The sequence below is a fragment of the Shewanella sp. 10B genome, assembly GCF_023475885.1.
GTDB lineage: Bacteria > Pseudomonadota > Gammaproteobacteria > Enterobacterales > Shewanellaceae > Shewanella > Shewanella mangrovisoli.
Window position 1 is genome coordinate 96,013 of record NZ_JAMDJO010000008.1, and the last position, 20,616, is coordinate 116,628.

General features: G+C 47.2%; 20 protein-coding genes. All 20 read right to left on the reverse strand.

Going from position 1 to position 20,616, the window contains the following annotated elements; translation table 11 throughout:
- Positions 1–6 precede the first annotated feature (6 nt).
- A complete protein-coding gene (fliI, locus tag M0415_RS18935; RefSeq protein WP_088211991.1) occupies positions 7–1,344 on the reverse strand; it encodes a flagellar protein export ATPase FliI in 1,338 nt (445 codons plus the stop codon).
- A complete protein-coding gene (gene fliH, locus M0415_RS18940; protein WP_088212101.1) occupies positions 1,313–2,260 on the reverse strand; it encodes a flagellar assembly protein FliH in 948 nt (315 codons plus the stop codon). The genes fliI and fliH overlap by 32 nt, the downstream gene beginning before the upstream one ends.
- On the reverse strand, positions 2,247–3,293 hold the full coding sequence (gene fliG, locus M0415_RS18945; RefSeq protein WP_088211992.1) for a flagellar motor switch protein FliG: 1,047 nt from the start codon (positions 3,291–3,293) through the stop codon (positions 2,247–2,249). The genes fliH and fliG overlap by 14 nt, the downstream gene beginning before the upstream one ends.
- Positions 3,286–4,971, reverse strand: a complete 1,686-nt coding sequence (gene fliF, locus M0415_RS18950; RefSeq protein WP_176399950.1) for a flagellar basal-body MS-ring/collar protein FliF — start codon at positions 4,969–4,971, stop codon at positions 3,286–3,288. The genes fliG and fliF overlap by 8 nt, the downstream gene beginning before the upstream one ends.
- A 45-nt stretch (positions 4,972–5,016) precedes the next feature.
- Positions 5,017–5,355 (reverse strand): flagellar hook-basal body complex protein FliE, encoded by a 339-nt coding sequence (gene fliE, locus M0415_RS18955; RefSeq protein WP_011625692.1) that lies wholly within the window; start codon positions 5,353–5,355, stop codon positions 5,017–5,019.
- 177 nt (positions 5,356–5,532) lie between these two features.
- Positions 5,533–6,873, reverse strand: coding sequence for a sigma-54-dependent transcriptional regulator (locus M0415_RS18960; RefSeq protein ID WP_088211994.1), 1,341 nt, complete (start codon positions 6,871–6,873; stop codon positions 5,533–5,535).
- Positions 6,866–7,948 carry a sensor histidine kinase gene (locus M0415_RS18965; protein ID WP_088211995.1) on the reverse strand — a complete coding sequence of 361 codons (1,083 nt, stop codon included), beginning with the start codon at positions 7,946–7,948 and terminating at the stop codon, positions 6,866–6,868. The genes M0415_RS18960 and M0415_RS18965 overlap by 8 nt, the downstream gene beginning before the upstream one ends.
- A 108-nt stretch (positions 7,949–8,056) precedes the next feature.
- On the reverse strand, positions 8,057–8,113 hold the full coding sequence (locus tag M0415_RS21545) for a hypothetical protein (protein ID WP_502957290.1): 57 nt from the start codon (positions 8,111–8,113) through the stop codon (positions 8,057–8,059).
- Positions 8,091–9,488, reverse strand: coding sequence for a sigma-54 dependent transcriptional regulator (locus M0415_RS18970; RefSeq protein WP_502957289.1), 1,398 nt, complete (start codon positions 9,486–9,488; stop codon positions 8,091–8,093). The genes M0415_RS21545 and M0415_RS18970 overlap by 23 nt, the downstream gene beginning before the upstream one ends.
- Before the next feature lie 288 nt (positions 9,489–9,776).
- Positions 9,777–10,187, reverse strand: a complete 411-nt coding sequence (gene fliS, locus M0415_RS18975; RefSeq protein ID WP_088211997.1) for a flagellar export chaperone FliS — start codon at positions 10,185–10,187, stop codon at positions 9,777–9,779.
- Between the two features lie 6 nt (positions 10,188–10,193).
- Positions 10,194–10,514 carry a flagella biosynthesis chaperone for FliD, FliT gene (locus tag M0415_RS18980; protein ID WP_088211998.1) on the reverse strand — a complete coding sequence of 107 codons (321 nt, stop codon included), beginning with the start codon at positions 10,512–10,514 and terminating at the stop codon, positions 10,194–10,196.
- Between the two features lie 29 nt (positions 10,515–10,543).
- Complete coding sequence (gene fliD / locus M0415_RS18985; protein WP_088211999.1) at positions 10,544–11,914, reverse strand: flagellar filament capping protein FliD; 1,371 nt, start codon at positions 11,912–11,914, stop codon at positions 10,544–10,546.
- A 42-nt stretch (positions 11,915–11,956) separates the two neighbouring features.
- The gene (locus M0415_RS18990) at positions 11,957–12,343 is read right to left on the reverse strand and encodes a flagellar protein FlaG (RefSeq protein ID WP_088212000.1); all 387 of its coding nucleotides are present in this window, start codon (positions 12,341–12,343) and stop codon (positions 11,957–11,959) included.
- Positions 12,344–12,474: 131 nt separating this feature from the next.
- Positions 12,475–13,293, reverse strand: coding sequence for a flagellin N-terminal helical domain-containing protein (locus M0415_RS18995; RefSeq protein WP_088212001.1), 819 nt, complete (start codon positions 13,291–13,293; stop codon positions 12,475–12,477).
- Positions 13,294–13,553: 260 nt separating this feature from the next.
- A complete protein-coding gene (locus M0415_RS19000) occupies positions 13,554–14,375 on the reverse strand; it encodes a flagellin N-terminal helical domain-containing protein (protein ID WP_088212002.1) in 822 nt (273 codons plus the stop codon).
- Between the two features lie 94 nt (positions 14,376–14,469).
- A complete protein-coding gene (gene flgL / locus M0415_RS19005) occupies positions 14,470–15,681 on the reverse strand; it encodes a flagellar hook-associated protein FlgL (protein WP_088212003.1) in 1,212 nt (403 codons plus the stop codon).
- 11 nt (positions 15,682–15,692) lie between these two features.
- Positions 15,693–17,618: a flagellar hook-associated protein FlgK gene (gene flgK / locus M0415_RS19010; RefSeq protein WP_249554525.1), complete on the reverse strand. Its 1,926-nt coding sequence runs from the start codon at positions 17,616–17,618 to the stop codon at positions 15,693–15,695.
- A 40-nt stretch (positions 17,619–17,658) separates the two neighbouring features.
- Positions 17,659–18,813: a flagellar assembly peptidoglycan hydrolase FlgJ gene (flgJ, locus tag M0415_RS19015; RefSeq protein ID WP_249554524.1), complete on the reverse strand. Its 1,155-nt coding sequence runs from the start codon at positions 18,811–18,813 to the stop codon at positions 17,659–17,661.
- 17 nt (positions 18,814–18,830) lie between these two features.
- On the reverse strand, positions 18,831–19,922 hold the full coding sequence (locus M0415_RS19020; RefSeq protein ID WP_088212006.1) for a flagellar basal body P-ring protein FlgI: 1,092 nt from the start codon (positions 19,920–19,922) through the stop codon (positions 18,831–18,833).
- An 11-nt stretch (positions 19,923–19,933) separates the two neighbouring features.
- Complete coding sequence (gene flgH, locus M0415_RS19025; RefSeq protein ID WP_088212007.1) at positions 19,934–20,608, reverse strand: flagellar basal body L-ring protein FlgH; 675 nt, start codon at positions 20,606–20,608, stop codon at positions 19,934–19,936.
- Between the last annotated feature and the right edge of the window lie 8 nt (positions 20,609–20,616).

A 20,616-nucleotide genomic window follows, 5' to 3' on the forward strand; every position in this document is an offset into this window, starting at 1 on the left:
TCTCGATTATTTACATTGCGCCGCGAGTTGCCCAAGCATGACTTGGCTATCGGCAAAACTAAAGGCATCACGCATGGTTTGGCGTAAGAAGGCATTCATCGCAGGTTGCAGGCGTATGGCGTTATCGATTCGCGGATCGCTGCCTTGGGCATAAGCCCCGATCGAAATCAGGTCCTTATTCTGCTGGTAAAGGGAATAGGTCTGTTTGACGCGGCGCATGGCTTCTAAGTGCTCGTTCGAAATCACCATTGGGGCCACACGGCTAATGGAAGCCTCAATATCGATTGCGGGATAGTGCCCGGAATCAGCTAATGCACGGGAGAGCACAATATGGCCGTCGAGGATAGCCCGAGATGCATCGGCAATAGGATCCTGTTGGTCATCGCCCTCGGTCAGTACAGTATAAAATGCGGTTATAGAACCTTGCCCGGGACCACCATTGCCTGCCCGCTCAACCAAACGTGGCAATTTCGCAAATACCGAAGGTGGATAACCTTTCGTCGCCGGTGGCTCACCTACGGCTAGGGCAATCTCCCGCTGCGCCTGGGCATAACGAGTCAAACTGTCCATTAATAACAATACGTTATAGCCTAAATCCCGAAAATACTCGGCAATACGAGTAGAGGTTTCACAGGCGCGAAGGCGCATTAATGGTGAAGTATCGGCGGGCGCCGCCACCACAACCGAGCGTGCTCTGCCCTTTTCACCAAGGATTTCTTCAATAAATTCTTTAACTTCGCGACCACGCTCCCCCACTAATCCCACCACAATAATGTCAGCGGTAGAGCCTCGCGTCATCATGCCGAGTAGCACACTCTTACCCACGCCAGAGCCTGCAAATAGGCCCATACGTTGGCCCTTACCAACGGTGAGCATGGCATTGATGGCGCGTACGCCCACATCGAGTGGTTCGGTGATCGCTCGGCGAGAAAGTGGATTGATGGCGTTACTGTGCCTCGGCGCCTGTTGCTCAGTCGATAAAGCGCCAAGACCATCTAATGGCACACCATTACCGTCGAGTACGCGCCCCAACAGGGATAAGCCCACATTGAGCCCCGCCTGCTCACCGAGGGGAATAACCCGTGCGCCGGGTAACACACCGCGCAATTCCTCAATCGGCATCAGATACAGCAGTTCATCGTCGAAGCCAACAACTTCGGCGATCAACTCTCCCGCCATGGTTTCGATAGAACACAAGCTGCCAACGGGGGCGCGACAACCACTAGCTTCTAAGGTTAAGCCAACCACGCGCACCAGTTGGCCACTGGCGACAGCACGGAATGGCGGGACTTTATCGATGCAATGATTCAGCTTATTCAGCAGTTGATGGCGGCGATTTTGCATCTTGCTCTCCATCATGTTGTGGCTGGCTACTTTGCGCCTCGTCACCTAGCTCGGTAGTCGAGGCAACTTTTGCGGCGTTTTCCTCATCGAGGACCGCTTGGCGCTGTTGCTGCTGATGACTCAAATGGGATTGTTGATTACGTAAGGATTCAAATACCGCATCAATGCGCGAGGATAGGGTTAAATCCACCAACGAGCGTTGGCTACTAATGATGCAGTCGCCGACAGAGAGGGTAGGATCCGCCTCTAATTGCCACTGATTAAGGTTCAATTGAGTACTGGAATATAGCTTCTCGACTAAAGTGACATCGTCGGGATGGAGACGAATACTGACGCTTTGCTCCTTGATCGGCAATGATTCAACCCCTAAACGCAGTGCAGATAAAATTTGCTCTGGATGGGTTTTAAGTTCATGACCAATCACAGATTTAGCCAGCGCCATGGTTAGCGTCATTAAAGAATGTTCAATATCGCCATCGAGTAATTGCAATGGCTTTTCAAACTGACTCAGCAGTCCTTCGAAGCGAGTGACTAATGCCTTCGCTTCGGCAAGCCCAGCTTCGAGCCCCTGCTCATGCCCTTGGGCTAGGCCCTCGGTATGGCCTTGCTCTAATCCTTCGAGTCTGCCCTGCTCTAGCCCTTCGGCATAACCTTGGGTCTTGCCTTCGTTAAAGCCTTCCTCCTCGGCTTGAGCGCGAATGTCTTCAATCTCGGCCAAGGTTGGTGGAGCAACCGTTTCAACGGCCACGGCCTTCGGCGATAGTTGCCCTGCATAACCAAACAGGTTGGAGACACCCTCTTCCTCGGCTTCGGTGACATCGGGTAATGACCAATGACTGAACTCAATATCGGCGTCGCTGACGACCCTGTGGGACAATTTATTGTCGCTATTGTCACTCCGATTAGAGGAACTCATCGCCACCACCGCCGCCTAACATGATTTCACCGCTGTCACTTAAACGACGTGCAATTGACAGAATTTCTTTTTGAGCAATCTCCACTTCGCTGATCCGGATCGGGCCCATGGCCTCTAAATCGTCACGCAGCAATTCGGCGGCCCGTTTTGACATATTGCCCAGAATTTTATCTTTAAGTTGATCGTCGGTACCTTTAAGTGCCTTCATCAACACATCCTGCTGCACTTCACGCAGCAAGGTTTGGATACCGCGGTCGTCTACATCGATCAGGTTTTCGAACACGAACATTAAGTCTTGGATTTGCTGCGCCATTTCCTCGTCGGTTTCGCGCATGGTTTCCATCAACTGGCTTTCGATACCGGTATCGAGGTAGTTCATGATGTTGGCAGCCGCTTTTAAACCGCCCATCTTCGCCGCCTGTGCGCCACCTTGGCCGGCGAATTGTTTCTCCATGATATCGTTCAATTCCTGCAATGCCGCAGGCTGCACTTCTTCAAGGTTAGCAATACGCATCATTAAGTCTAAGCGCGTGTTCTCAGGGAACTGGCCGAAAATCTCCGCCGCTTGATCTGGCTCTAAATACGATAAAACAATGGTTTGGATCTGAGGATGTTCGTTTTGGATGATAGTTGCCACTTGGCGCGCATCCATCCATTTGAGTGAGTCTAAGCCTTTGGCGCCGCTGCCCATGATAATTTGTTCAATCAAATTACCGGCTTTGTCTTCACCTAAAGCCGCGGTTAACGCCTTACGGACGAACTCTTCACTGTTAAAACCAATAGAAGAATACTTTTGAATATCATCGAGAAACAGCTTATGCACCCCGATGACTTTTTCCTGCCCAAAGTCTTCCATGGCCGCCATCGCCATCCCCACCTTTTGCACTTGTTTAGGTTCTAAGTGCTTTAAAATGGAGGCGGCATCGGCTTCACTCAAACTTAACAGTAAAATTGCCGTTTTTTCGATACCGCTGAGATCCTTTACATTAAAGCCAGAAGTTTCAGCGGCGTCTTTTGATTTATTCTCAGCCATTGTCTTGTAACCAGTTTTTCACGACTTGGGTAGAAAGCTCGGGCTCATTGGCCACAAGCGCACGGATAGCTTTAATCATATCATCATCTTTATGCAGATTAGGGATAAGAATTGAGCCATCGTCGGCATAACTATACTCTGCTTCTTTGGTATTGAGCATCCCTAAGGTATCGGCGGCGTATTGGTCTTCAATCTCGGCCAGCTCATTACCCAGTCTTGAATCTTCTGGCATGTTCACATTGTCAGGATAGATTAAGCGTTTCAACATTGGACGCACTACAGCAAGAATGAGCACTAAGATCACTAAGGCACCAACACCTAACTTGACCGCACGCCAGAACCAAGGTTGCTCCCAAAGCTCAGGCGCAGGAACATCTTCAACCAATTGATCCATAAAGGGAACAGTGACCACCTCTAAAACATCACCACGCTGGGCGCTAAAACCTACCGCACCTTCCAGTAAACGGCGGATATTGGTGAGCTCTTGCTCGGTACGAGCAACGCGCGCCACTTGGCCATTTTCACCGGCGGCGCCCGGTTTAAAGTCCACGGCAACCGATACACTGACGCGGCGCACAACGCCAATTTGCTGACGGGTATGGCTGATAGTGGTGTCTAATTCAAAATTACGGGTTGCTTCGCGGTGCGAGTTACCCGCCGTTACGCTTTCAGTCGCCTTAGCCGCTTCCTGTGGAATATTAGACTCCATCGGTGGCTGGTTCGATAACGCGCCAGGAATACCACCAGTCGAACCGCCAGTCGAATTATTCTCGACCGTCATTTCGCTGCGCAGCGACGGTAAATCGGGGTTAAAACGTTTTGCCGTTTGCTCGACCGCGGTGAAATCCATGCTCACATCAACTTGGGAAGTGAAGTTATCAGGACCAAGGATGGGCGTCAGAATGGAGTCAATTTTAGTGCGGTATTCGGCTTCTTTTTGTTGTACTAGTTCAAGCTCACGGCGTGCCCTTGCAGACACACCATCTTGACTGCCTGAATTGAGTAAACGGCCATTAGAATCTGTAACTGTGACGCGAGATGGCTCTAAGCCCTGAACCGCAGAAGCGACGATATCCACAATCGCATCGACTTCACCTTGGCCTAAACCACCACGGCGAGTGTTAATGACAACGGTCGCACTGGGTTGCGAGGTATTGCGGGCAAACACGTTTTCTTTCGGGAGCGCTAAAATCACCTTGGCGCGGCTAACACTTTGTAATTGTTCGATTGCGCGGGCGAGATTTTCTTCTTGGCTATGCTTGAGACGAGCCTGCTCCATGCGTTGGCTCACGCCAAAACCACTGTCTTGGGTCAAGAAGTCTTTGCTTGAGGCTGCGGCACTATCGATACCCGCACGGCTCAGCATCATTTTAACTTCTTGATATTTGTCTTCGGGCACCTTAACAACGTCGACATCGATTTGATATTTGATCTTGTTTTTATCGAGTACATCGAGCACTTGCACCATTTCCTGAGTCTCCATTTTACCCAATGGACGATACTCAGGTTCCTGTGCCCAGATCATGACGAACACGGCTAATGCCAAACAAATGGCAAGGGCTAAAATCATGGTGATTTGACGCATCATATCGACGCCACCGAGACTCCCCAGCACGCCGGATTTATTTTCCTGTTGGACCCCTTGGTCCACTGCGCCGGCGTTTGATCCGACAATCATTTCTGTGCTCACGATTCGTACCTGCTAATTGCGTTATTCACTGGCCTAAACAGGCATGCTCATTATTTCTTTATAAGCTTCAACGAGCTTATTGCGCACTTGGACTGTGGCTTCAAAGGCAACACTGGCCTTTTCGCGGGCGATAACTGTATCAGAAAGGCTCACAGTGGTGTCACCCATTTCGAGTCGGGTCGCAAGATTCGATGAGGTTGATTGCAAACCACTAACATTGCCAATGGCTTGGGAGAGGAGTTGTCCAAAGTCAGCACCGCTGGTGTTATTCACTTGCTGCACAATGTTATTGGGTGAAATCCCAAAAGAAGGTTTAATTTCACCTTGAAGTGACTGCATTTCTTGCAGTAATGAATTCGCGCCAATTTGCATGTCGTGCTCCCCATCGTCGAGTTATTGACGATTAAACTCTCTAGATAAACAGGATATGCAAAAGCACGGCCAAGTTTTCACTTAGCCGTGCTAAAAAGAATTGAGGGAATCGTCAGATATGAAATTGCCACAGGGTAACCCAGTGGCAAAGGTGCAAGTTAGGTTGCAAAAACCGACTTAGTTGGGCAATTGAATCCCCATATCGCGCATTCTGGCCATCTTGTATCTTAAAGTACGCGCACTGATCCCGAGTTTCTCGGCAACCAACTTACGGCTACCCTGGCATTGCGCTAGGGTTTCGAGAATGATCACATGCTCCTGCGCCTTCAACTCTTCACCTAAACCTTCAGGCTCACTGGCGAATTCGGCTTCATCGGATAACAGAGGCACATCTTGGGCATCGATAATAATATCGTTGGCGCTAATCACAGCTCCAGCACGTAAAATTAACGCGCGTTGGACAACGTTATCCAACTCGCGCACATTCCCCGGCCAGCGGTGGCTGAGTAAACGACGACAAGCTGCCTCATCAAACTCAGGCAAATCAAGCACATTGAGCGCCTTCGCGTGCTTGGCTAGCAAATGCCGAGCTAAGGGCAAAATATCCGCAGGGCGTTGATTCAAAGCTGGCCATGTCAGTGGAAACACGTTAATACGATAATAGAGATCCTCCCGAAATTGCCCCGCAGCAACGACGGCCTTTAAATCGCGATTCGAGGTGGCAAGCACCCGAACATCTAACTTAATGGTTTTGCGACCGCCTAAACGCTCTACTTCACGCTCTTGCAGCACACGCAGCAGTTTGGCCTGAAGTCCCAAATCCATCTCTGAAATTTCATCGAGTAATAAGGTGCCGCCCTGCGCCTGCTCAAATTTACCAGGACACGCCTGATAAGCACCGGTAAAGGCGCCCTTTTCATAACCAAATAAGGTCGCCTCAAGCATATTCTCGGGGATAGCCGCACAGTTAATGGCCACAAATGCTTGATCGGCACGGCTGCTGTGCTGATGAATATAACGGGCTAACACTTCTTTACCTGAGCCGCTTGGCCCAAGGATCATCACTGAGGCATCGGATGCCGCCACTCGCTGCGCCAGAGACAAGAGCGCGAGACTCTTTTCATCGGCAACGACTGGCTTATCACTATTTTGTTTGAGCGGTAAATAGCGGGAAACTTGGTTGAGCAACACCTCTGGAGCAAAGGGCTTAGCCAAATAATCGACGGCGCCCAATTTAATTGCACTCACCGCACTGCCAATGGTGGCATATGCCGTCATCAATAACACTGGCAGCTTAGGGTGATGCTGCTGTAAGTAATTTAATAAGCCTAAGCCGCCAATACCCTGCATCTGCACATCGCTGATCACTAAATCAAACTGATGTTGCTTCAAGGCGATAATGGCTTCCTCGCCGGAGGCCACATCGATACAGTCGTATTGCGCCAACATCAAGGTATCGAGCAAAGCCTCACGCAGGGATGCATCGTCTTCGACTAAGAGTAATTTGGCTTCAGACATAGGGTTTCTCCAGCGGCAATACAGTCGCCGATTTCGCCTGCGGGAACGTCAGCGACACAGTACAACCTTTATTAGGCATACAACTCAATTGGATTTGTCCGCCATGATTGCGCACCACCGACTGCACAACGGCTAAGCCTAGGCCCGTTCCTTGCGCTTTGGTGGTAAAGAAAGGCTCCAACACTTTTTGTTGCATCTTGGCATCCAGCCCTTTACCATTGTCGACCACATTGAGGGCTAGCTGCTCGCCGATATCATTAGCGACGATTTGGATCTGCGTTGCTCCGGCTTCAAGGCTATTCATCACCAGATTATTCACGGCGGAACTGAGCGCGTTCACATTCGCCAGCATTAGGCCATTGGACGCATTGGTGACGGTCAATGCTGCGCCGCGCTGAGCCACAATCGGCTCACAGTTCGCCATAACAGTATTAATCACCTCATCAAGGTTAACTAACTCGCCCAATTCATCCTGCCGCCCTTTAGCCATCAACAGCATATCGTTAACTTGGCGTTCAAGCTCATTGAGTCTATCGACTAATTTTTGCTGAAATTTTGCCTTAGCAGATTCAGATAATTTGGGACTGGCCAGATTCGCAGCATAGAGCAGTGCAGCCGACAGTGGCGTACGCACCTGATGCGCCAGCGTCGCGACCATTTTTCCGAGGGCTGATAAGCGCTGCAGATGGGACAGATTTTTTTGCAGTAGACGGGTTTCGGTCAGATCCGTCAGCACAATTAATTGGCCTGGTTCCGGCGTTAATGGGGTAATAGCTAATTTGACTCGGCGGCCATTACGTAATGACACCTCATGGCCGTCATCGTCCTGCGGTGCAAACGCCGTATGGATCACATCAATCCAGCGCACGCCGCATAACGACTGCTCCAGCAATTCCACGGCAACAGGGTTTGCATCGGTGACAATACCATCACCGTTCAAAATCACCACGCCAGAGGGCATAGCCTGTAAAATATGCTCCATTCGATTGGACATATTGGCGGCCTCACGCAGTTGGTTCCATTGTTTGCTAGTGTGCTTGAATGTTTCAAGTTGCGCTAGTGGATGGGCTGACATAGTCACTCCGTCAAAAAATTGCTTCTGACGGAGTGCTTGCAGATTCTATGCCAAATTAAGAAATGAATTTAGATAGGTAAAACAATAGGATAAACAACTGGAATATGACTATTCTTTCGTCATTCCGTACTTACGCATTTTCTCAACTAAGGTCGTGCGGCGAATACCTAGCATCTCGGCGGCGCGCAACCACGTTATCCTGTTGTTCTAACGCTTGGCGTATCATGTCGATTTCAAGCTCAGCCAACAGATCCTTAAGGTTGACCCCTTCCGGCGGTAACTCGCTCGGGAAACGGGTTTCAGGGATTTCAACCGGCTCTTCACTGGTGAAGATGGATGCTAATGCATCACGCTCCTGTTGTTCTTCACTGAGTTCGATACTGTATTCGGGCACATCGATATGACGATACTTAATAGGCAAGTCATTCACATCGACTAACCCGCCCGGATATAAAATCGTTAAACGCTCGACAAGGTTAGACAGTTCTCGCACGTTACCCGACCAAGCGTGTTCTTTTAACGATTCAATCGCCCGTTGAGTAAAGCGAACTTTGCCACGGCCTTCGTTATAGACTCGGCTTACCAGCTCTTGCAACAGTAAGGGAACGTCATCCTTGCGATCGCTTAGTGCTGGCATCTCGATCGGAAAGACGTTGAGACGATAATACAGATCTTCACGGAACTCATTACCCGTGATCATACTTTCAAGATCTCTGTGGGTTGCAGCTACAACGCGGACATCGGCATTAATAGTCTTAGTGCCACCAACACGCTCAAAAACACGCTCCTGCAACACACGCAGTAACTTGACCTGCATCTGCAAAGGCATATCACCGATCTCATCGAGAAACAGTGTGCCACCTTCGGCAAGCTCGAAACGGCCCTTACGTGAGCTAATAGCCCCCGTAAAAGAGCCCTTCTCATGACCGAACAATTCGCTTTCGAGTAGTTCTGGCGGAATCGCGCCACAGTTAACCGGAATAAAGGGACCATCACGACGTTCAGACAAGTAATGGATATTACGAGCAACCACTTCCTTACCCGTGCCTGACTGCCCGAGCACCAACACCGTCGCATCAGACGTCGCAACCTGACTGATCAAATGACGAACATTCGCGATGCCTTCACTGCGGCCCACTAAACTACGGAATAATTTGGTTTGATTCGCACTCGTTGGGACTTGTGGACGCTTAACCTGGCCATACACTTGGCAAAAATGCAGCAGCTCAGTGAGTTGCGGATAGTTTAATGGCTCTTCGATTTGACCTAGGATATTTGCAGCCTGTAACTCGCCCACATTGCCAAAGGACAAGATAGGTTGCCATGGATACTGATTCGCGATCGACTTTAATTCGTCAACGGACACAGTCTCTGTGCTGATCACCAAAGCGCGATAACGGGTATCTTGGAGGCTAGTGCTTAATTTTTCGATGGCGACAATCTCGATTTGCTCGCCCAAAAATTCAAAAATGCAACACAGGCGATTTAATCGCTCTGATGGGGTTCCGACAAGTAAAATTCGTTGATCTGTTTGCATCATTCAGTAGGCCGTAAAGCGCTAATTAGGTATCAATTCGCATTAATTATTTATGATTAGTTGCTGTAAAAGCTTAACAAATTCAATGTAACAATCTGTGCCACCATCACTACTGTGATGAATATTGTATTATCAGCAGTCGAGAAGCAAGCTTCGAATGCGGATTATGCCAAACTGAATTGATTTTAGTTCATTTATCCCATGATTCTAGTCAATTATGTCAATAAATTGACGAAAGCCAAAAAAAAGACGCACTCTGTGCGTCCTTTTTCCTGTTGATCTATAACACAATTAACGAGCTTCTGAATGCGAAGACATATTGTGTTTATCGGCAGGAATGGCATCCCAGCCTTCTTTGATGGTACGTAAAATATCGCACACATCATCAATCGCTTTTACATCATTATTGAGGTTAGCTTCGGAAATCTTACGCAGCATAAAATCATAAAGATCGCTGAGATTTTTAGCAATTTGCCCGCCTGCATCCATATCCAAGCTGTTATTTAATCCAGTAATAATACCAATGGCCTTGTTAATGTAAATGCCTTTACTTGGTAAGTCGTTTTGTTCAATTGCATAGCGACTCTGTGCTAAACGTTGTAACGCACCAGCAAACATTAACTGAATGATTCGATGTGGGGAAGCAACGGTAATTTCACTTTCTAGTGAAACCTTACGATATGATTGCAGTGACCCTCTCATAAACACCTACCTATTTGAATCTATAGTCTCATAAACACTTATCTGGCGCTTATTCTTACTGCTTGCATGTAATAATGCTTGCCTGTCAGCCATGATAATACTCGCCTTTTTTGAAAAGGCCTGAGTATGAGCAAGCTGACTATGAAGATAATTAGCATCCGTCATATTGGTATCGGCGACTAATACATTGAGTAAAAGTTGACGCTCTTCTACCATGCTTAGCAAGTTTGAGACCAAGTCATCGGTTCGAACATCTTCTGCAGGAATTCGTCTTAACTGTTCTAGCACTTGCTCCAGTGCCACATTCAGCTCATCGAGTTGCTTCACAAACGCCCCCTTAACTTACATAAATCGATTTAGCTCTTTTTAACCGCGCCAGGTAATGAGTTTAGACGATCAACTAAACCGCTACTCTGTTGATTTAGTTGACCAACTACAAGGTCCATAGCATTAAACTGTTTAGTTAAGCGAGCAGTCAGCTGGTCCATTTTAAGCGAAAAAGCTTCACGTTGGTCATCTAAGCGATTCTGTTGATTGGTATAACTTGTTTCCCGATCGGCAATCAAACCGCGAGATTTAACATAGCTATCAGCAAGATCATAAAAACGGTTTGCAAGCCCTTGTTCTGGCGTTGAAAACAATGCTTCGATGTTAGGCATATCTTCAGAAAGCGCTTTAGTCAGCTTAGTATCATCAATAGACATTTTTCCATATCTATCCGTTTTAATACCAATATCATAAAGTGCGATGGAACCACCATCCTCAGTAGGAATTCGCTCACTGGCAATACTTCGAAGTTGAGATTCAATGGAACGGATCATTGAATCACCTTGCAGTGCTGCTGCAGTCTTCTTGTCTTTATCGTAAGAAGACATTTTATCAATTGCTGTCGCTAAACTATTATAAGCGTCAACAAAGGCTTGCACATTGGTTTTAACAGCGTCGTTATCTTGTTCGATTTTTACCGTTGTGGTTTTAGCAACATCGGCATCTGTTAAATTCAATGTCACACCCGTAATCGCATTTTTCACTTCATTGGTTTGCGAAGTAACTTTTTGATTATCAATATAAAGCACGGCATTTTTAGCATCTTGCAGTGTAGTTGTATTACCAGTACCAAACATATCTGTGAGCCCTGTGCCAGACGTATCCGTGGCAGTGAGGTTTATCTGGTTATCTTCACCGGTTTTATTTGAACTAAACACTAAGCGACTGCCTGCATCACTGGTAATCACTGTAGCTGTGACACCAACATTATCCGAAGCTTCATTCACTTTTTTGGCTATAGCAGCTAAGGAGTCTGTTGCGGCAATGTCGACCGAAAAACTTTCGCCATTAATATCAAAAGCTAAACTTCCCTCACCCACAGACAGAGTGGGATCGGTAACATTGGTTCCCGCTATCTTATGATTGACAGCCAATTGCTCAACTTTAATCCCATAGCTACCCGTTTGGGCCGTTTTATCAGCTGTAGCACTTAGGAAAGAGTCGCTACTAACAGAAATTTTCCGTTGATTTAATGCATCGCCTGTTTGAAGCTTTTTTACGGCATCCTGAAAAGTAGACAGTGCACTTTTTAATGTTCCCATCGCAGAAACTTTAGCTTTAATGCTGTCTTCAGTTTTATTAAACATCGCTTCTTTGGGTGTTTTCTCTGCATCGACTAGCACTTTTACGATATTAGTGATATCTAAACCAGAACCCATACCTGTCGCTGTTAATGCCATACAAACCTCTCACTCATCAACGGGTAAATTACTGTGCGAGCTTTAAGCCTCGGTTTTCATTAGAAGACCTGTCACTTCTGACAGTTTCTCAGCTAATTTAAGCGCTTCCTCACTAGGCATCTGTCTAATGACATCACCTGTATCTCTATCTAGGACTGTTACTACTGCTTGCCCCGAGTTTTCATCCACTTTAAATGCCAAGCCTTTACGCATCATTGACATCATATCAGAAAGCTCAGTCGCGACTTGGGTTAACTTTCCTGGCTCTTGTTCATTTTCTGTAGCACTTTGCTCTGTAGACTGTTCAACCACGGATACGGCAGCATCACTTTTTACTTCAACATCCGCCGTCGGTGCTTTCAGTGGTACTTGAGCTAAATCAACCCTGCTTTGAAGCGGAGCTGATGTACTGGCTATATTGATATCCATAGCTATACCTCACCATCAGGAGCATTTGTCTTATAACAGCTAAACAAACACTATAACTTTAATGACCATTTATGCGGCAAAGGGAGATCCGTCACCGAACCTCCCTTATAACCTTATACTTCAGTGTGTTATTAAAGTAGTGATAAGGCTACTTGAGGTAATTGGTTAGCTTGCGCCAACATTGCTGAGCCTGTTTGTTGCAACACTTGGTTCTTAGTCATTTGAGACGTTTCTTTGGCAAAGTCGACGTCTACAATACGACTCTTAGCATCGGCTACGTTAGCTTGAGTGTTAGCACTGTTGCTAATGTTGTGAGCTAAACGGTTTTGAATAGCACCTAACTTACCACGTTGAGTGTCAATAGATTTTATCGCTGCATCGATCTTAGTTAATGCAGTACTGCGAGCAGCAGAAGTTCCCGCTGATAGCGTCTTAACCGATAATGCTGTTGCGTCAGTTTTAGATACAGAGATACTGATGGTTTCACCATTTTGAGCGCCAACTTGAAATTTCTTCCCTGAACCAAAACCACCACTCAATAGCTTGGTATTACCGAACGCAGTAGTTTTACCAATTTCTTCAATCTCATTAGCTAACTGAGTAAGCTCTGCTGTGATTGAAGCTAAATCTGCAGTACTATTCGCACCGTTCGTTCCTTGAATAGTTAGATCACGCATCCGTTGCAACATATTAGTTTGTTCTTGCATCGCGCCTTCAGCGATTTGCGCAATCGATATTGCATCATTCGCATTACGCATGCCAACTTCGAGACCACGAACTTGGCTATTTAGACGGTTAGAAATAGCGAGACCAGCAGCATCATCTTTTGCGCCGTTGATGCGAAGACCACTGGATAAACGTTCCATTGAAGTGGCCAAACCGCTAGCTGAAGTATTTAGGTTTTTCTGTGCTTTTAAAGATGTAACGTTTGTGTTTACTGTAATGGCCATGATCGTTTCCTCTTTATACCTGGCTTGTCTAAACTTGCCTGTCTACATAAGCCAGGCGGGTCTTAGTGGTTACAGTATATTTAACGGCCGCACCTTTTTTATCTTTAGAATTATTTTTCAAAAATTTTTATCTATATAAAAAATCTTTTTTTTCATATAGATAAAAATTTACCATTACAAAACTTTGCCTACTTTTCTAACCTTGGCTAGAACTAGAAAAAGTAGGCAAAAGTACTCGACAAAAATACACTAACTTAAGCTTAGCCCAATAGTGACAACGCCACTTGCGGCAGTTGGTTAGCTTGAGCAAGCATCGCAGATCCGGTCTGTTGTAATACCTGATTCTTAGTCATAACTGACGTTTCTTTCGCAAAATCGACATCCACAATACGGCTCTTTGCATCAGCTACGTTTGCTTGAGTATTAGCGCTATTACTAATATTGTGCGCTAGGCGGTTCTGAATTGCACCTAACTTACCTCGCTGACCATCGATAGTTTTAATTGCAGCATCAATCTTAGTTAACGCTGTACTACGGGCTGCAGATGTACCGGCAGATAATGTAAGAACCGATAACGAAGTTGCGTCTACTTTTCCTACAGAGATTTTAATATTTTCACCATTTTGATGCCCAACTTGAAACGTCTTCCCAGCAGCAAATCCACCACTTAATAGTTTTGTATTACCAAAAGCAGTTGTTTTACCAATTTGTTCAATTTCATTAGCCAATTGTGAAATCTCTGCAGATATCGAAGCTAAATCAGCAGTACTATTGGCACCATTCGTTCCTTGAATAGTTAAGTCCCTCATACGCTGTAACATGTTGGTTTGTTCTTGCATTGCACCTTCTGCAATCTGTGCGATAGAAATTGCATCGTTGGCGTTACGCATACCGACTTCCAGACCACGTACTTGGCTGTTTAAACGGTTAGAAATTGCTAAACCAGCCGCGTCATCTTTAGCACTGTTAATACGCAGACCGCTCGATAGACGTTCCATAGAGGTAGATAAACCACTATTGGAGGTATTTAAATTTTTCTGTGCCTTCATTGAAGTCACGTTAGTATTAACGGTAATAGCCATGTTGAGTTCCTCTTCCTAGTTATACTGCCAAGGCTTGGAGCTTGGCTAAATTTTTAACAATTTATCTTACAGAGGGTTAGGTCTTTGCTTTCTGTTAAATAAAGTCAAACAGGGAAACAGAACCCACCTTACTAAACACGTTAGAGACTGCGTTCAATGCAAGCTGCTGCTTTTCAAATTCCGTAATCGCTGACGCATAATCCAGATCTTCCAGTAGTGAAAGGGCTGAAGTATTCACCACCTTCTCTTCTGTATGAGTATCCTTGTAACGCTCGACGACTTTCAGATTATTACCCGCCACACTTCTGGCAGAACTGATCTGATTGACGCCACTATCGATATTATTCAATATCTGTGCCAACTTCGCCTTACCTTGAGGTGTATTTGCAGAACTGGGATCTTCGATCAAAGCGATCGCATTATTGATCGTATCGAAAATACTGATTTCAGCCTGTGGCGCCATGCTGAAACTATCGCCAGCACTGGGTTTACCGTCGATCTTGACTTCAATACCATTAAAACTTACAGGGTTAGTGGCATCGAAGTTAGCGACGTTTGCAACAGGATTGTTTGCAGAATCAAGTACCTGTAGATTGACACCACCAGAACCATTGTCAGAGAAATTAAAGGTATAAGTATCAGCAACATAAGTTGACTGATCGACTATTTTGGCTGTATCAACGTTAAATCCACCTTGCTGGCTGGCCAAATAATTGACGCTATAATCGCCAACCCCATTAGGCGCTTTCATAAACGCGAGATCGCCAGGTACATTGGTGCCGAGGGCCACACCGGACTGAACTAAGCTATCACGCACGCCAGAATCACCGCTGTAAACGATCTTTGGCGGCGTAGAATTATCAAAAGCAAAAGGTTGTTTGTCTGTGCTATATCCTGAAAACAGATAATTGCCTGATTCATCCTTACTATTGGCAATAGAAAGCAACTCTTCGAGGCTATCTTTCATCTCATCGGCAATCATTTGCCGCTCTGAGTCGGATAAGGTGCCGTTCACTGCACGCATCACTTGTTCACGAATAGATGCCGTTAAATCTTCGGCACTGCCTAGTTTGCTTTCGGTCACCGCGAGACGGTTATTGGCATAGTCGATATTCTTCATAAATTGATCGACTAAGGCATTGCGTTGATTCAGGTTATCGATACCTAAAGCCGCAACAGGGTCATCCCCTGAAGTACTCACCTTTTTGCCACTGCTGAGTTGCTCTAAAATTTTGCTCGTGGCTGTTTGTTTTTGCAGCACACTACTAATGCTTTGATTAAAGAGCTGCGCACTTGATAGTCTCATCGTCACTTCTCCTAACGCACTGAGGTCAGTAGGGTGTCAAAAATTTGCTGAGCGGTTGACATGATCCGCGCAGACGCTTGATAGGCCTGTTGAAAACGCATCAAGTTGGCCGCTTCTTCATCTAAGTTCACGCCCGATTCGCTCTCGACTCTTGCATAAGCTTGTTGATAAATGGCCTCGGCGGAATCGACTCGCACGCTCGCCGCCTTGGTTTGACTACCAATATCTTGCTTGGTCTGTTCAAACACATCGGCAAGCGTTGATTTACCGCCATTCATCACTTTGGTTTCACTGAGTTTGGCCATTGCCAAGGCGTTAGTGTTATCCCCTTCGGCAAAGGATAAATCGAAGGTAAACTTGTCACCCGCGGCCGCCGCACTGCTATCGACTTCAAAGGTAAAGCCAAACGCACTAATGCTCGGTGGTGTGTACGCCGCTGGCGCGCCAAGGGATGTGCCATTGGCATCGAAGGCCTCAAAGGTTGGCGGTACGGCAGTGGTATCTAATTGAATCGTTAATTCGCTACCCGTTGTCGGGAAGTTTGCCGCATTACGGTTGGTAATTTGCGTTACCTTCACTTGAGTATTGCCTGAGTTTGCCGCATCAGGGGTGATTTTGGGCGCAGCCGCGGCAATGCCTTTCGGATCTGTCATCACCACTTCAATACCATTCGCCGCACCTGCTGTGGGTCGAATAGCAAATCGGTCACCCGAAGCCATGGCTCCGGCTTTAATATCAATCGAGAATCCCGCGCCGCCTTCGAGCTTAGTGCCGTTTAAAGTCAGTGGCGTAATAGCGCCAGTTTGTGTATCTCTGAGTTCATAGGTGGCTGGCGCTGTAAAAGACAGCTCGTATGAGCCACCCGATAAGGCGCTGGTATCGTCAATATTCACACCTAAAGTTGCATTGCCAGTGTTACCTGATAATCCACCAACACGACCCAGAGACATCAGAGGATCGTTGATATCCTTAAAGATATTGCCGCCCACTTGGCCGTTAAGGTCGAATCCTTGGGCCTGCAACTTGTTAAAATTATCGGCAACCCCGAGTGCCAGTTGGTCGAGTTCTAAACTCGCAGGCACTAAAGTTTGCTCCCGATACTCAAATAGTGCACCGAGCTGGCCACCTAACTTACTCGGATCAGCCTTTACACTCTGCGAGCCAATAGTCGACATCAACTGTAATTCGTTGGGGAATGGATCGCCTGTCGCTGTACTCATTGACATAGCGACTTCGCCCGAAACCAACATAATAGAGCCGCCGAGCATAATACTCTTGGCGCCATTTTCTAAGGGGATCACATTCACCTGCGCGTACTGACTCAGCTCCTGCACCAGTGCATCTTGCTTGTCCAGTAACATGGCGTCTTGGTTGGGTGACTTCATCAACTCGAGGTTAAGATTGGCAAGTTCAGTGCTGATCTCATTAATACGCTTGGTCATGCCAGTAATTTGATCATTGGTTTGACTGAGTTGTCCGTTTAGCGTCGACTGCATCTGGTTCAAACTGTTTGCCAATTGTTTGGCATCGTTTAAGGTCGAGCTACGGATACCTAAATCAGCAGGTAAGTCCGCTAAACTGTTAAGGCCAGAAAATAGATCGTTCAAACTCTGCGGCACCACTTTGCCGATTTGCGAGAAGACTTGGTCAAGTTCGCTCAGCTTGCCATAGCTCGCTTCGGCCGCACTCAGCGTGGTTTGGCCAATACGTAATTCACGCGCGGCGTAGTCGTTATAAATACGTTTAACGTCAGAAACATAAGTACCTGTGCCATAGAAACTATTGCCAAGACGTTGAGACTCTAAGGTGGTTTGTGTCGCCACTTGTCTGTGATAACCCGCGGTATTGGCGTTGGCGATGTTATTACTGGTCACGCCCAGTTGCGACTGAGATGCGAGCACGCCGGTACGGGCGATATTTAATAGATCGATAGCCATCAGCCGATACTCCCCAACACTAACATCCTATGAAGAATGATCATTTGTCTTCTCCTGGCAGTATCGATTTCAGCTCTTCACTGATGGACTGCATGACTTTAATGACTTTTTCAGCATATTTAGGATCGGTGGCATAGCCAGCATCCTGCAATGCACGAATAAACTGAGTCGGTGACGCCGCCACTTTCTTGGCATCTTGATAACGTTCACCGTCAGCAATAAAGGATACGAAATCGTTAAAACTGTGCTCGAAATCGGCATACACCCTAAAATCGGCTTTTTGTCTAACGGCAATACCCTGCTCAAATTCCAAGGTACTCACGTTAGCCTTATCACCTTGCCAACGACGGTCGGCTTTAATGTTGAACAGGTTATGGCTAGGCGCGCCATTATTGCCGCGGACAATTTTTTGACCCCAGCCCGTCTCAAGGGCCGATTGTGCCAATAACACTTCGGGTTTAGTGCCAAGGGCTTTGGCGGCTTTTTCCGCATGGGGGTAGAGCGTCGCCAAAAACTCTTCCCGACTACCAAACTTAAGGGTCTTTTGCGTCTCCCTAAATGCCGCCGTCGGCAAGATTTGGCCGCTGATCACAGGTTCGATTGGCGATAAGGGCTGTTCTGACCAAGTAGGCCTTGGCGTATCTATGGCCAACAAACGCTCGGGTCTATCAATATCTAAAGAAGACGTCACGCCATCGGCGTTATCCATCTCAACACTTGGGCGCGCAATCGAGACTGGCACGCCTTGGGCTGCAACGACTGGCGCAGCAGCGCTTTGGGTGTCTGTAGTTGATGAGCTTTGCGCGGGAATGTTGAACGCTTTCGCATCATGTTGCAGCTTCATGCCGCCGTCATTACGCAACACGGATGCGGGTGTAAACTGGCTCGACTCGGGGGATAATTGCTGCACCATCATGTCTGCAAGTCCCAGCACACCTTTATCCGATAAATCGACGGATAACTGCTGATCCCGCATTTGCTCATAAAACTTAGTGTATTGGCTGTTGAGGGGGCTGTCGGATTCAAATACTGCGTTAGCATCACGCATGCTCTTCATCAGCATTTGCACGAACACGCCTTCAAATTGTTGGGCGACTTTTTTCAAGGCGCCCTTCTCATCTTTCTGAGCCTGGGCGCGCAGGGAGTCGAGCCCGCCCAGATCAAGAAAATGTGATGAACTTGAAAGCTTTTCCATGATTTTCCCGACAGAAATTAGATGATGATAAGTTCACCATGCAAAGCACCTGCCACTTTTAACGCTTCGAGGATAGCAAGTACATCTGAAGGGGCCGCGCCCACCAAGTTTACGGCTCGCACTAACTCATCTAAGGTCGTGCCAGGATTGAACATAAACATACGGCGATTGCTTTCGCTCGCATTGATAGTGCTGTTGCTGGTCACCGTTGTTTGACCATTCGCTAACGCATTGGGTTGAGATACCTGAGTCGCTTCGGCGATAGTCACAGTCAAGCCACCATGTGTTACCGCGGCTGGCAATAACTTGACGTTCTGCCCAACCACAATGGTGCCTGTACGGGAGTTCACGATCACTTTGGCAGACTCTTCAGCAGGCTCCACTTCGATATTCTCGAGCGTGGCTAAAAAAGATACCCGTTGTGACACATCCCTTGGCGCACTGACCTGCACAGAGGTCGCATCCAATGGCCGCGCCATATCGGGGCCAAGCAAGTCATTGATTGCATCGGCCATACGCTGCGCAGTGGAAAAGTCCGAGCGACGTAGGTTGAACGTCAAATAATCGCCAGTTGAAAATGGTGTTGCGACGCTACGTTCAACAATTGCGCCGTTAGGAATACGACCCACGGTTGGCGTATTTTGAATGACTTTAGAGCCATCCAAGCCATCGGCACTAAAGCCGCTGACCACTAAACTGCCTTGGGCAATCGCGTACACATTGCCATCGACCCCTTTGAGGAAGGTTTGCAATAGCGTGCCGCCGCGCAAGCTTTTAGCTTCACCTAGGCTAGATACGGTGACATCCAATTCTTGACCGGGTTTGATAAAGGCCGGCATATCCGCATGCACCGCCACCACAGCTACGTTCTTAATTTTGGGTCTGAAATTATCGGGCAAGTTAATCCCAAAGTTTTTCAGCATAGTCATAAAGGTTTGTTCGGTGTAACGGGTCTTTTCGCCCGTACCGGGTAAACCGACGACCAAGCCGTAACCAATCAATTGGTTACTACGAACCCCTTGAACATTAGCAATATCTTTAATGCGCTCGGCTTGGCTAGGCAGTGAAAACACCAGCATGGCAACGGCTAAAATCAGTTTCAATTTCATGATACGACTCCTTAGAAGGGCCACCAATCGCTCATAAAGAACTGGCTTAACCAGCCCACTTTTTGCGCTTCGGCGAAGGTACCAGTACCGCTGTATTGAATACGCGCATTGGCCATACGAGTTGAATCGATAGTGTTATCCGGCTTGATATCCTGCGAACGCACAATCCCCGTTACCCGGATAAACTCATCGCCGTTGTTGATAGAGATCCATTTTTCGCCGCGCACCACTAAGTTGCCATTATTCAGTACTTGCATCACGTTGGCGGAGATACTGCCATCTAAGCTATTGCTTTGATCGGCATCGGATTCTCGCTTAGTGTTCATGCTGTCTTTGTAACGTAAGTCGAGGGGAACCCCGCCAATCGACACATTGCTACCACCGGCATAAATAGGGTCGAGCGACATGTCAGAGCCTTTTTTGATCTGATTACCCGCACTCTTTTTCGCTTGAGTCGCTTCCTTCAACACGATAGTGATAATGTCACCCACTTTATGGGCGCGAATATCCGAATAGAGACTGGCCGCTTGGCTGTCTTGGTAAATTGACCCTGTCGCGGCAATTTTGGTTGGCGGCGCTTCGGGATATACCGGCGCATAGAAAGGATCATCTGCAATCGGCTTCTTGGGGGTAGAGCTACATGCCGTAAGCAAGAGCGCAGCGGCCAATATAAAATATCTAGCCATGATAATGT

Coding starts and splice junctions, on each gene's coding strand:
- fliI (WP_088211991.1), bottom strand. CDS start 1,344: ATGCAAAATCGCCGCCATCAACTGCTGAATAAGCTGAATCATTGCATC.
- fliH (WP_088212101.1), bottom strand. CDS start 2,260: ATGAGTTCCTCTAATCGGAGTGACAATAGCGACAATAAATTGTCCCAC.
- fliG (WP_088211992.1), bottom strand. CDS start 3,293: ATGGCTGAGAATAAATCAAAAGACGCCGCTGAAACTTCTGGCTTTAAT.
- fliF (WP_176399950.1), bottom strand. CDS start 4,971: ATGATTGTCGGATCAAACGCCGGCGCAGTGGACCAAGGGGTCCAACAG.
- fliE (WP_011625692.1), bottom strand. CDS start 5,355: ATGCAAATTGGCGCGAATTCATTACTGCAAGAAATGCAGTCACTTCAA.
- M0415_RS18960 (WP_088211994.1), bottom strand. CDS start 6,873: ATGTCTGAAGCCAAATTACTCTTAGTCGAAGACGATGCATCCCTGCGT.
- M0415_RS18965 (WP_088211995.1), bottom strand. CDS start 7,948: ATGTCAGCCCATCCACTAGCGCAACTTGAAACATTCAAGCACACTAGC.
- M0415_RS18970 (WP_502957289.1), bottom strand. CDS start 9,488: ATGATGCAAACAGATCAACGAATTTTACTTGTCGGAACCCCATCAGAG.
- fliS (WP_088211997.1), bottom strand. CDS start 10,187: ATGAGAGGGTCACTGCAATCATATCGTAAGGTTTCACTAGAAAGTGAA.
- fliD (WP_088211999.1), bottom strand. CDS start 11,914: ATGGCATTAACAGCGACAGGTATGGGTTCTGGTTTAGATATCACTAAT.
- M0415_RS18990 (WP_088212000.1), bottom strand. CDS start 12,343: ATGGATATCAATATAGCCAGTACATCAGCTCCGCTTCAAAGCAGGGTT.
- M0415_RS18995 (WP_088212001.1), bottom strand. CDS start 13,293: ATGGCCATTACAGTAAACACAAACGTTACATCTTTAAAAGCACAGAAA.
- M0415_RS19000 (WP_088212002.1), bottom strand. CDS start 14,375: ATGGCTATTACCGTTAATACTAACGTGACTTCAATGAAGGCACAGAAA.
- flgL (WP_088212003.1), bottom strand. CDS start 15,681: ATGAGACTATCAAGTGCGCAGCTCTTTAATCAAAGCATTAGTAGTGTG.
- flgK (WP_249554525.1), bottom strand. CDS start 17,618: ATGGCTATCGATCTATTAAATATCGCCCGTACCGGCGTGCTCGCATCT.
- flgJ (WP_249554524.1), bottom strand. CDS start 18,813: ATGGAAAAGCTTTCAAGTTCATCACATTTTCTTGATCTGGGCGGGCTC.
- M0415_RS19020 (WP_088212006.1), bottom strand. CDS start 19,922: ATGAAATTGAAACTGATTTTAGCCGTTGCCATGCTGGTGTTTTCACTG.
- flgH (WP_088212007.1), bottom strand. CDS start 20,608: ATGGCTAGATATTTTATATTGGCCGCTGCGCTCTTGCTTACGGCATGT.